This is a genomic window from Paraburkholderia sp. BCC1886 (assembly GCF_900996245.1).
GTDB lineage: Bacteria > Pseudomonadota > Gammaproteobacteria > Burkholderiales > Burkholderiaceae > Paraburkholderia.
In genome coordinates, this window is the sequence record NZ_CAAJGK010000041.1 from 222,591 (window position 1) to 235,226 (window position 12,636).

Here is a 12,636-nt window from a genome sequence, read left to right on the forward strand (position 1 = left end):
CGCACCGCCGCATGAAAATCTCCCATTTCTGTATCGACCGGCCGATCTTCGCGTCGGTCGTCTCCATCGTGATTGCGCTCGGCGGTCTGCTGGCCATGTTCGCCTTGCCGATCGCGCAGTACCCCGACATCACGCCGCCGCAAATCACCATTTCGGCGAGCTACCCGGGCGCGAGCGCCGACGTGGTCGCGAACAACGTAGCCGCGCCGATCGAGCAGCAGGTCAACGGCGCGGACAACATGATTTACATGAGCTCGTCGAGTTCATCCACCGGCGCACTGACCATCAACGCGTATTTCGGTATCGGCACCAATCCCGATCTCGCCCAGGTGGACGTGCAGAACCGCGTGAACCTCGCGCTTCCGCAATTGCCGCAGTCGGTGCAATCGCAAGGCGTGCAGGTCCAGAAAAAATCGTCGGCGTTCATGATGGTGGTCGCCATCTATTCCCCGGACAGCCGCTATACCCCCACCTACGTCGCCAACTACGCGAACGTCTACGTGCTCGACGCACTCAAGCGGATTCCAGGCGCGAACCAGGCCAGTATTTTCGGCACACCGGACTATGCCATGCGTATCTGGCTGCGACCGGACCGCATGGCGCAACTCGGCGTCACGGCGAGCGACGTGCAGCACGCGGTGGCCAATCAGAACCAGCAGTTCGCAGTCGGACGGCTCGGTCAGTCGCCGACCGGCGCACCCGTCGAGCAATCGTTCGCGGTCACTACCAGCGGGCGGCTCTCCGACCCCGCCGAGTTCGAGAACATCATTATTCGCGCGGCCAGCAATGGCGCAGCCAGCAGTGGCGCGGCCAGCAATGGCGCGGCCAGCAACGGCGCGGCGATCGTGCGTCTTAAAGACGTCGGCCGCGCAGAGCTCGGCCAGAAAGACTATTCCATCCGCAGCCGCTTCCAGGGCAAGCCGGCCACGGTCATCGCCATCTACCAGCAGCCGGGCGCCAACGCGCTCGACGTGTCGAATCAGGTGCGCAAGACGCTCGCGGAGATGAAGCGCTCGTTCCCCGAAGGCATCGACTACAGCATCGCGATGGACACCACCAACTTCACGCGGGCGTCCATTGCCGACGTGGTGAAGACCTTCTTCGAAGCGGTCGCGCTGGTGGTGATCGTCGTGTTCGTGTTCCTGCAGAGTTTGCGCGCGACGCTGATTCCCGTGCTGGCGGTGCCCGTATCGATTCTTGGCACGTTCATGGGAATGGCCGCGCTCGGCTTCTCGATCAACATGCTGACGCTGTTCGGCATGGTGCTGGCCATCGGTATCGTGGTGGACGACGCGATCGTCGTGATCGAAAACGTCGAGCGAAACATGACGGTGTACGGGCTCGATCCGAAGGCCGCCGCCAAACGTGCGATGGACGAGGTGTCGGGCCCGGTCGTGACCATCGTGCTGGTCATGTGCGCGGTGTTCGTGCCGGTTGCGTTTCTGGGCGGCATTACTGGCCAGATGTACAAGCAGTTCGCGATCACCATCGCCATCTCGGTGGTGCTGTCCGGCATCGTCGCACTGACATTGTCGCCGGCGCTGGCGGCGCTGTTGCTCAAACCGCGCCAACGCGACAAACCGGTCTTCTTTCAACGTTTCGATGCCGCGTTCGAACGCGTGACCGCCGGCTACAGCCGCGCCGTGACGCTCGCCATCAAACGCTGCGGCGTGGCGCTGCTGCTGTTCGCGGGCATGGTGGTGCTGGCGCTCACGATGATGCGCTCCATTCCCGGTGCATTCCTGCCGCCGGAAGACCAGGGGTATCTGCTCGGCGCGGTGCTGATGCCCGACGCGGCGAGTCTGGATCGCACGGGTCGCGTGACCGCGCAGGTCACCGACTACTTTACGAAGCAGCCCGGCGTCGACAGTGTGACCGTGGTCGACGGCTACAGCCTGCTCGACAACCAGACCATGAACAACGCGGCGGCGTTTTTTATCGGCCTCAAAGGTTTCGACGAGCGTTACGCCGGCGCCAACCGCAGCACGCAGAATGCGCCTGCGCTGCTGGCCGGCGCGTACCGCACGCTCTCGCAGGTGAAGGAGGGCATCGTGGTGCCGGTGAACCCGCCGTCCATTCCTGGGCTGGGCACGACCGGCGGCACCGAGATGTGGATTCAAAGCAAGGGCGACGCCGACACGGCGCAGCTTGCTCAGGTGGTGCGCGATTTCGTCGCGAAGGCGAAGGCACGGCCGGAACTGGCGGGCGTCACGTCGACCTTCAACGCGTCTTCCCAGCAGTTGCTCGTGGAGGTGGACCGCGATCGGGCGGCGACGCTCGGCGTGCCGGTCGACGAGGTGTACAGCACCATGCAGACGCTGTTCGGCTCGCTGTACGTGTCGCAGTTCAACCAGTCGAGCCGCTTGTGGCAGGTGATCCTGCAGGCCGAGCCTTCGTACCGGCTGCAGCCGTCGGACCTGGATCAGGTGTTCGTGCGCAGTGCGGGCGGCGCGATGGTGCCGCTCAAGTCGGTCGTGACTCACCGCTACGTGACCGGCCCGTCCCTGATGACCCGCTTCAACAACTTCCCGGCCGTGCTGATTACCGCGAACGCCGCGCCGGGCTATAGCTCGGGTGAAGTGATCGCCGCCTTGCAGACGCTTGCGCAGGCGCTGCCGCCCGATTTCGGCGTGGGCTGGAGCGGCGAGGCCTACGAGGCGCGGCAGTCGGGCAACACTTCGGTGCTCGTGTTCGCGTTCGGTCTCGTGATGGTGTTCCTGATTCTCGCTGCGCAATACGAACGCTGGAATCTGCCGGTCGGCGTGCTGATGGCGGTGCCGTTCGCGTTGTTCGGCGCGTTGCTGGCCATCCTGCTCCGAGGATTGAACAACGACGTTTATTTCCAGATCGGTCTGACGATGCTGGTCGCGCTCGCCGCGAAAAACGCCATCCTTATCTTCGAATTCGCGGTGCTCGAGCGTCAGCGCGGCGCGTCGGTGCTCGAGGCCACGGTGAATGCCGCACGCGACCGTTTGCGCCCCATCGTGATGACCTCGTTCGCCTTCATTCTCGGCTGCGTGCCGCTGGCCATCGCGACCGGCGCGTCGCAGAACAGCCGCCATTCGATCGGCACCGGCGTGATCGGCGGGATGCTCGGCGCGACCGGTATCGCGGTGTTCTTCATCCCGATGTTCTTCTTCCTGCTTGAGAGTTTCAGCGCGCGGCGCGCGGGGCGAGGTGCTGCATCGGCCGATGACCATCCGACCGGCGACGCTCCGGTCACGAAGCGGAACCAATGACATGCGACCAGACTTCTTATCACTTGCCTCGCTGGTCGTCCCGTCGGGAAAGCGTGCGGCTAAGCGCGCCGCTGCGCCCGGTTCCGCGCTGGCCGCCGCGCTAGCTGCCGCGCTCGGCATGGCGTTCTGTTTAAGCGGCTGCACGCTCGGTCCCGACTACGTCCGCCCGCCAGTCGACACGCCCGCTGCGTTCCGTTTCGCGAAGCCAGACGCGGCAGCACAAGCACAAGCACAAGCACAAGCACAAGCACAAGCACAAGCACAAGCCGCAGCGTCGATCGCCGACACCGCGTGGTGGCAGCAGTTCGGCGACCCGGTGCTGAACCAGTTGATCGCCACCGCGCTCGCACAGAATCAGGACGTGCGCATCGCCGCGGCCCGCGTCGAGGAATATCGCGGTCAGTTCGTCAGCACGCGCTCGCAGTTGTTCCCGCAAGTGAGCGCCGGGTTCAGCGCGGGACGGCAGCGCCTGTCGCCGCTCGCGCAAACCTCGTTGCCGCCGGGTGTCGGCGGAGTCTACGACTCGTTCGGTGCGACGCTGCCGGTTTCATGGGAGATCGACCTGTTCGGCCGGGTGCGGCGTCAGACCGAGGCGGCGCGCGCGACCTTGCTTGCGAGCGAAGAAGGGCGGCGCGGCACGATCCTGACGCTCGTGGCGTCGGTCGCGGCGTCCTACATCGATCTGCGCAGTCTCGACCGGCAACTGGTGATCGCCAAAGCGACGGCAGCCAGCCGTGCCGGCTCTGTCAAGGTGTTCGGGTTGCGCTTCGGCGCCGGCGAGGTGTCGCAGGTCGAACTGGCGCAGAGCCAGTCCGAATACGAGGCCTCGCTCGCCGAGATTCCCGCGCTCGAGGCGCAGATCGGTCAGCAGGAAGACGCGCTTTCCGTGCTGTTGGGCCAAAACCCCGGGCCGATCCTGCGCGGCCGCGAACTCGAAGCGCTGGCGTTGCCGCTGGTGCCGGTGGACTTGCCCTCCGCACTACTCGAGCGGCGTCCCGACGTGCTGCAGGCGGAACAGGATCTGATCGCCGCCAACGCGCAGATCGGCGCGGCGCGCGCGCTGTATTTCCCGCAAATCTCGCTGACCGGTGTACTCGGTTCGACCAGTACGCAGTTGTCGCGGCTCTTCAGCGGGCCGGCCGGCACGTGGGCTTTCGCGGGTTCGCTGACGCAACCCGTTTTTAGCGCGGGCAACATCGCCGGGCAGGTGCATCAGGCCGAAGCACGCCAGCAGCAGGCGCTGGCCGCTTACCAGAAGGCGATTCAGAGCGCGTTCCGGGAAGTCGCCGATGCGCTGATCGGCGCACAGAAATCGCGCGAGCGTCTCGCGTCGCAGACCCGTCAGGTCGACGCGCTCGTCACGTATGCGCGGCTCGCCCGGCTGCGTTACGAAGGCGGCTATACGAGCTACATGGAAGTGCTCGACGCGGAGCGCAGCCTGTTCGACGCACAACTCAGCGAGACGCAAACCCGGCGCGACGAAGCCACCTCGCTCATCGGTCTTTATAAAGCGCTGGGCGGCGGCTGGGGCGATGCGTCCGGGCTCGCTTGCGGCGCATCTGCAGCAACCTCAGGAGGAGTGAGATGTCCAGAGTGAACAAAGCATTAGCCATGCTGATCACCACGACCTGCATGGCGTGGGGTGTCGCCGAGGAGGCGTGCGCCGCCAGTCCGGTCGCGACGCCGTCGCCCGGCGCGTCGCCCAGCACCCCGTTAATCTGGCCACGCAGCTTCGACGCCGACCAGCAGCACCTCGAGATCTATCAACCGCAGGTCGAAACCTGGCAGGGCAACCGCATCACCGGCCGCGCCGCGGTGGCGGTCGGTCCGGCAAGCGGCGCGCCGGTCTATGGCGTGGCGCACTTTGCGGCGAACGCCGAGGTCGATAAATTCTCGGGTCTCGTGCAACTGAGCAGTATCGAAATCGCTAACGTGGATGTACCCACCCAGCCCGAACTCGCCGACAAGATCCGCGCGGTGCTGCTCGCGCGCTTGCCGGCAGCAGGGCTCACCACGTCGCTCGACGAGCTGCAGACCCGCTACGCCGCGTCGGAGCAGCGCGCGGCCACGCAAAGCGTCGACGTGCGCAACGACGTGCCGCGCATCGTGTTCGCGACTACGCCGACGGTGCTGGTGCTGGTGGATGGCGCGCCGGTGTGGCGTCCGGTCGACGGAACGCGTTTTGAACGCGCGCTGAACAGCCGCGCGTTGCTGCTGCAGGACGAGCACGGCGTGCGCTACCTGCATGCCGCCGGCTACTGGTATGTCGCCGGTGCGCCCGGCGCGGACTGGGTCGTGCAGACGGCGCCGCCGCAGTCGCTGCTGGCCGCCGCGAAGCACGCGCAAACGAACATGGCGGCCGATCCGTTGCTGCCCGCGAGCGGCAAGCCAGCCGCTCACGCGCCGGCCGTGCTGATCGCCACCGAGCCGACCGAACTGATCGTCACCGACGGACCGGCCACGCTCTCGCCGGTCGCGGGCGTGAGCCTGCTGGCGATGTCCAATACCGACCACGCGGTGTTCGTCGATCCTGCGTCGAACCAGTATTACGTGCTGATCTCGGGGCGCTGGTTCCGCGCGAATTCGGCGCAGGGTCCGTGGCAATACGTGAGCGGCAGCGCGCTGCCCGCCGACTTTTCGAAAATTTCGCCGCACGATCCGAAGGCCAATGTGCTGGTGTCGGTACCGGGCACGCCGCAGGCGAAAGAAGCGGTGATCGCCGCGGGCATTGCGCAGACGGCCACCGTCTCGCGCACCACGGCGACGCTCGCCGTGAAGTACGACGGCGCACCGCGCTTCGCGCCGATCGCGGGCGCTTCGACACTGAGTTATGCGGTCAACACGAGCACCCCGGTCATCGAGGCCGGCACCGGCCGCTACTACGCAGTGTGGAACGGCGTCTGGTTCGAGGCCTCGGCACCCACCGGTACCTGGCACGTCGCCACCTCGGTGCCCGCGGCGATCTACACGATCCCCGCCAGTTCGCCGCTCCATTACGTGGTCTACGTGCGCATCTATGCGGTCACGCCGGACACCGTCGTCGTCGGCTATACGCCGGGCTACATGGGCGTGGTGGTCGGCGCCGACGGCACGGTGGTGTACGGCACGGGCTATGTGTACGCGCCATACGTCGGCGCGGTCTATTACGGCTATCCGCCCACTTACGGCTACGGCGCGGGTTTTGCCTTATCCGCCGCCGAGGGTTTCGCGTTCGGCTTCGCGGCCGGCGCGATCTGGGGATGCGCCGATCCCTACTGGGGTCCGTATTGGGGCCCGGCCTGGGGCGGCGCGGGCTGGAACAACGTGAACGTCAATCAGGCGAATTTCTACGGGCGCTGGGGGCAGGGCACGGTCACGCATGCATCGGGCTGGAACGCCTGGACTGGCACCGAGTGGCGTGGCACGGCGGGCGCCGGTTATAACCCGGCAACCGGCGCGCGCTTCCAGGGTAGCGGCGGCGCGGCGTTCAATCCTTATTCGGGGAATTACGCGGCCGGGCGCCAAGGCTCGTTCTCGAACGCGTCGACCGGGCGAAGCGGGGCGGCGCGCGGCGGGATCGTCGGCAACGACTACAACGGCAATGTCGCGGGCGGCCGGCAGGCCGCGGGCTATAACGCGCAGACCGGGCGCGCCGGTGCGGCCGAAGCCGGCTTTAGCGGCAACACGCATACCGGGCAGTACGACGCACAGAGCAAGGGGTTCGTGACCAACCGGTCGAAGGGCAACGCGGTCGCGTGGAACAACGGCGACGTGTACGCCGGGCATGACGGCAACGTGTATCAGCACACACCGGAAGGCGGCTGGCAGCAACGTACGCCGAGCGGATGGCAACCCGTGCAACCTAAGACAGACGTCGGCAACGATCTGGAACAGCAGCGACAGGCGCGCGATGTCGGCGGACAACGGGCGGATCGCACGGCCGGACAGTGGGGCGACGCGCGCGGATCGTTCGGTGCAGGGCGGAGCGACGGAGGAGGAATCAGACGCGGCGGCTTCCGGCGCTAGGCTTCTTTAATGTCATGTATACGGAACATTATTGGTGGAATTAAAGATAACGTCCGGTATACGTGACATTACTGGCTATTCATCAATGTTTAACATACAATACATAAACCGAATAAATTTGTTTAATGTGTCGTATACAGAACATGAATCTGGCTGAACTTGGAGAAGCGTTCCGGCGGGCCCGTATCGGGGCCTGCCTGACCCAGCAGGAAGTCGCGACGTTGAGCGGCGTTCCTCGCGGGCGCATCAGCATGTTCGAAACCGGCATGCTGCCGGAACTGGGTGCCGTCAAGTTGCTCAGTCTGTTCGACGTCGTCGGTCTCGAGATTCTGGCCCGTCCGCGTGGGCACCAGCGCACGCTCGACGACGTGCTGCGCGAAGCCGAAGAAGCCTACGACACGAGCGACACGCCAAAACGCGTGCGCTCGAAGGGTGCGCCACGCGGCAAGGCGTCCGGAGGCGAGTCATGAGTCGCGAGCCGCTGGACGTCCATGTCGTCGCGTCACACGGCGGCGCGCAACGGGTCGGCACGCTCGCGGAAGAGTCCGGCCGGTCTGTCTTCACCTATCTGCCCGACGTTCCCGCCGGGCTGCTCGTTTCGCTGCTCATGCCCGTGCGGGCCGAGTCGTATGTCTGGCCGCGTCTGCATCCGTTCTTCCAGATGAACCTGCCGGAGGGCGCGAAGAAAGACATTCTGATCCGCCAGCTCGGTCCGCACGCCGACGTGAGCGATTTCGGTCTGCTCGCGCTAACGGGCGCGAATACGATTGGCCGCGTCCGGGTGGTGCCGCGCGGCATGACGCCCGCGGCAGCCGCAAGCAAGCCCAACATGGCGGAATTGTTGGCCTCGACCGACTCGCGCGAGAACCTGCTGCGTCTGCTCGAAAGCGGGGTGAGCGAAGGCGTGTCCGGCGTCATGCCGAAAACGCTGCTGCGCTCCGTGGCTAAAGCCACGACCTGGACCGACGACTTCATTCTGAAAACCGGTTTCGACGATCTGCCCGGCCTCGCGATCAACGAATACCTGTGTCTCGAGGTCGCCCGTTATGCCGGACTCGAAGTGCCGGAAGCCCGGTTGTCAGCAGACGGACAGGTGTTGGCGGTGCAACGTTTCGACCGTATCGAGAACGGCGAGATCGTCGCGGTCGAAGACTACTGCGCGCTCAAAGGTCAGGACGCGATCAGCAAGTACGACGGCTCGCTGGAAAGCCTGGCCAGGCTCACGGAGACTTACGTTTCGCGCGAGACCTTCAAGGACAATGCGCGGCGCCTCTTCACGCTCCTGCTGCTGAACTACGCCATCCACAATCAGGATGCGCACCTGAAGAATTTCGCGCTGGTCTACAGCGATTCGGGCGATGCGCGGCTTGCGCCGGTGTACGACGTGCTGAGCGGCACCGCTTATCCGAAATACGCCACGGCTAATCCGGCGCTGGATCTGAAGAGCCGGCGAGTGTGGGCCTCGGGCGCGCTATTGCAGAACTACGGCGGTGCGCGGTTGGGACTGAGCCGGGCAGATATGAACGACGCCGTCGCGCGGGTTACGGCGGCGGTCGACGAGGTCACACCGATGGTGTCGGCGTTCGCCGACCAGTACGTGGAGTTTCGCGAGGTCGCGAAACGGATGCTTGATGCGTGGAGCGCCGGTCTGGACGATATCAAGCCGGATGCGAAGCCGGGCAAGACCAGACCGGCTTCGCTACGCGAAAAGATGGGTATGTCGGATGCCGATGCTTCCGCGACTCGCAAGGAGACGAATCCCTATGCGAACCCCGACGGCGCGTTCAGTCATAAGGCCAGATAGGCCGCCGTTTCACGCCTCATGCCTCACGCCTCATGCCTCACTCCACCTTCGCTGGTTGCGCCACCTGGCGCAGCTTCTGCCCATTCTGCGCAGCCAGACACTCTTCGATCATCGTCCGAAAATTCGGCGCGGCATGTGAGGCGCCGGTTGCACCGGTCTCGTGGCCGTTCTCCGCCGACAGTCCGCCCACGCCGACCACCAGCGTCGCTCCCGGCCGCCATTCGCGCGTGCGTCGCAGCATATTGCGCAGATACGGCGGCGATTCCGGCGCATCGAGCGAGACGATGCAGATAATCGGCGTGTCCTTGAAGCTGGGCTCGTCGGCGCGCGCGCTGCGATAGCCGGAGTGGGTTGCCATCATCGGCGTGAGGCCGTGGCGTCCGAGCAATTGCACGGCGATGGCAGCGGTCACTTCGTCGAAAGCGCCGCGTCCAGGCACGCACAACACAGTGGTCTTCTCGACCACGCCGTCACGCAAAAGCACGGGCCCATGAACATCGTGGCCAGCAGAGCCAGAAGGGCCAGAAGCGCCGGAAGCGCCGGATTGCCTCTCCGCCTCCGCCGACCCTCCGCCGCCGCCCTCGCCGGACTCCCCCTGTAACAGACGATCCGGCAAGCCTTCCGCAATCTCCAGGTTTTCGACGATATCCACCAAGGCCTCGTTGATTCGCGTCAACTGATCGGGCATCAGCACGCCGCGCATCGCATCGTTGCGCGCGAGCTTGAGCCCTTCCAGCGCGACACGGTCGTAGTAGTCGAGCAGCGACATCTCGCGCAGCAGACGCTCGGCCTGCACGATGGCTTCGTGCGGATCGTCGGCCAGTATCCGTTGATAAAAATTCTGCGCCGGCGTGAGCGCCGGCTGATCGCCTAGCAGTACGGTGAGAAAGTTCAGCCGGTCCGCGTAACGGCCCATGGTGACCACGCACAGCGTGAGCGGCGTGGACAGCACGAGCCCGACCGGTCCCCACAGCCAGCTCCAGAAAATCGCCGCCACCACCACCGCGAGCGGCGACAGGCCCGAGCGGTGTCCGTACAGCAAGGGCTCGGCAATCTGCCCGGCCACCACGTCGACCACGATGAAGAGGATCAGCGTATAGACGGCCATGGTCCACTGCGGCTGGATCGCGGCGGCAAGAAACACGGCGAGAATCGCGGCAATCCAGATACCGATGTACGGCACGAAACGCAGCAACGCCGCGATCACGCCGAACAGCAGCGCGCCGGGCACGCCGATGATCGCCAGACCAATCGCAATCGTCCCGCCCGCGCTCAGGTTCACCCCCAGTTGCGCGACGAAGTAGCGGCTCAGACGGCTCGCGGCGTCGTTGATCGCGGTCGTCGTGCGATGTAGATCGCGCGAGCCGAACAGGCTGATCAGCCGGTCGCGCAAGTCCTCGCGCTGAAGCAGGATGAAGATCGTCACCACCAGCACGATGAAGGTCGTCTCGATCGGCGCAATCGCGGGCGACAGCGCGCGCTGCGCGAGTTGCAGCGGCGTCGGCGACGGCTCGTGCACTTCCACCGGCGTCGGCACGGCCGGCGCATTACGCGCGGCGCGTCCAGTCGGGCGCGGCGGGTTGGGTTTGGACGGCGCGACGCGTTGCAGCGTGGCGGCGGCGCGGCTCATCATCGAATCGGCGCGGCCCACGGTCTTTTCCTGAACCGTTTCGATTTTCTGCTCGATCGCCACCTGGTATTGCGGCAGGTCGCCAGCCAGTTGCACGAGTTGCGCGGTGATCAGCGCGCCCACCGCCAGCAGCGACGCCAACGCAAACAGCACGGCAATGAAGATGGACGGCAACTGGCCCATATGCAGCCGTCGCAAGGTCTGCACGAGCGGCGCGAGCAGGAAGCTGAGCAGCACGGAGAGCGTGATCGGAATCAGCACCTCGCGGCCGAAGTACAGCGCGCACACCACCGCGACGCCGGTGATGACCGAAGCGAGACCATGCAGGCTGGGCGTGCCCGGCGGGTATACGCGATTCGGCCGCCCATGCGGCGGTAAGGAAATTTTCATGAGCACACGGTCCGGGTTGGGTGGCACCGCCGTCAGGAACGAGGCGGGCGCGGCGGGAATCTCGACTGGCGGCGCAAGCCGCTTGAGCAATCCACGTGCCCGGATTGTAGGCGCTTTGAATCGCGCGCAGCAGAAGCGTTAGCCCATGTGCAGGCGCAGCCATTCGAACAGCAGCGACAAGCCGTACAGCAGGAAGCCGATGAACCCGCCGACCAGCGTCCCGTTGATGCGGATAGTCTGCAGATCCCGGCCGATGTTCAGTTCGACCTGATGCGACATATCGCGCGCATCCCAGTTCTTCACGGTATCGCTGATATGACGCGTGAGGAACGCCGCGAAATCCGGCGCCATCGCGCGTGCGGCGTCTTCGAGGTGGTCGTTCAGCGACTGCCGCAACGCCGGATCGTTTGCCAGTTCGCGGCCGACCCATTGGCCCATCGCCATCGCGCGCGCGTGCAGCGCGGAGTCGGGACTGAGCAGATCGCGTTTGAGCCACGCGCGCAGATCGCCCCACATGTCTTTCACGTAGTTGCCGAGCGCGTCGCCTTCCACGAGGTAGCGCTTCAGCTCTTCGCCTTTTTCGGCGAACGCGGGATCGGTCTTCAGTTTGACGATGAGTTTCTGCGCGGCCTCGTCGAAGCGCTCGCGCAACTCGTGGGTCGGATTCGCGGCGATCTGTTCGAGCATCCGGTTCGCGGCATTGGCGATCGCGTCGGCGCCTTTCTCGCCGAGCCAGGCCGAGGGCAGGATCTTTTCCATCTTCGGATATTCGCCTTTGACCCACTCGACGATCCGTTCGGCGATGAACTCGCGCGCCGCCGGCTGGCGCAAAAAGCTCACGACCTGTTCGATCCCGGCGTCGAGCAGGTCCTGATGCCGGCCGTCCTTGGTGAGCGTGTCGAGAATCGAGCCCATCGAGTGCGAGAGGTCGACCTTGTCGAGCACGTCGCGCAGCGCTTCCTTGATAAAGCTCTGAATGCGCACGTCGTCCGCGAGCTCGAGGATGCCGGCGGTGAGCTTGACGACGTAATCGCCGAGACGGGCCGCATTGGCGGGCTGCGTGAGCCAGCCGGCGATGGTCTGCGCCGGGTCGTGTTTCTGGATCAGACCGACTAGCGAGGGCACGTCGAGAAACTTGTCCTGGACGAACACCGCGAGATTGTCGGCGATCTTGTGCTTGTTGTTCGGGATGACGGCGGTATGCGCGGCCACGAACGGAATCGGCACCCGGCGAAACAGCGCGACGACCGCGAACCAGTCGGCCAGTGCACCGACCATCGCCGCTTCGGCGACGGCCTTGATGCCGTCGACCCACACGCCGTGCGGCAAAAACGCGGTGGCGATGAATAACGCGGCGGCGGCGGCCAGAAGCAGCAGCGGAACGAGCTTGGCTTTCTTGAGTTCGGTCTCTTTGTTCATCGGCGGCGTGGTGGTGTCCGGTTCTTCGGCTAAAGCGGAGCAACGCAGTATGGCAACGCAGTCAGGCAACGCATGCAGGGAACCGCGAGTGTAGCGCCACCGGCTTTGCAGCGACGCGGCAGGGCACGGTAACATCCGTGGCTGGACCG

7 protein-coding genes are annotated in these 12,636 nt (G+C 65.3%); 5 read left to right on the forward strand and 2 right to left on the reverse strand.

Annotated features, from left to right (window positions below; genetic code table 11):
* Nucleotides 1-11 precede the first annotated feature (11 nt).
* From FQ746_RS10840 to FQ746_RS10860, 5 genes are all read left to right on the forward strand, one after another.
* Complete coding sequence (locus FQ746_RS10840) at nt 12-3,239, forward strand: efflux RND transporter permease subunit (protein WP_144109285.1); 3,228 nt, start codon at nt 12-14, stop codon at nt 3,237-3,239.
* A gap of 118 nt (nt 3,240-3,357) precedes the next feature.
* On the forward strand, nt 3,358-4,836 hold the full coding sequence (locus FQ746_RS10845; protein WP_144109641.1) for an efflux transporter outer membrane subunit: 1,479 nt from the start codon (nt 3,358-3,360) through the stop codon (nt 4,834-4,836).
* Complete coding sequence (locus FQ746_RS10850) at nt 4,824-7,244, forward strand: carbohydrate-binding family V/XII (RefSeq protein ID WP_144109287.1); 2,421 nt, start codon at nt 4,824-4,826, stop codon at nt 7,242-7,244. Before FQ746_RS10845 ends, FQ746_RS10850 begins: the two co-directional genes overlap by 13 nt.
* Before the next feature lie 143 nt (nt 7,245-7,387).
* The gene (locus FQ746_RS10855) at nt 7,388-7,714 is read left to right on the forward strand and encodes a helix-turn-helix domain-containing protein (protein ID WP_144109289.1); all 327 of its coding nucleotides are present in this window, start codon (nt 7,388-7,390) and stop codon (nt 7,712-7,714) included.
* A complete protein-coding gene (locus tag FQ746_RS10860) occupies nt 7,711-9,048 on the forward strand; it encodes a type II toxin-antitoxin system HipA family toxin (protein WP_144109291.1) in 1,338 nt (445 codons plus the stop codon). The genes FQ746_RS10855 and FQ746_RS10860 overlap by 4 nt, the downstream gene beginning before the upstream one ends.
* 37 nt (nt 9,049-9,085) lie before the next feature.
* Here FQ746_RS10860 and FQ746_RS10865 read toward each other — a convergent pair whose 3' ends face one another.
* Both FQ746_RS10865 and FQ746_RS10870 read right to left on the reverse strand, forming a co-directional pair.
* Nucleotides 9,086-11,068 (reverse strand): AI-2E family transporter, encoded by a 1,983-nt coding sequence (locus FQ746_RS10865; RefSeq protein ID WP_144109293.1) that lies wholly within the window; start codon nt 11,066-11,068, stop codon nt 9,086-9,088.
* A 138-nt stretch (nt 11,069-11,206) separates the two neighbouring features.
* Complete coding sequence (locus tag FQ746_RS10870; RefSeq protein ID WP_144109295.1) at nt 11,207-12,487, reverse strand: DUF445 domain-containing protein; 1,281 nt, start codon at nt 12,485-12,487, stop codon at nt 11,207-11,209.
* Between the last annotated feature and the right edge of the window lie 149 nt (nt 12,488-12,636).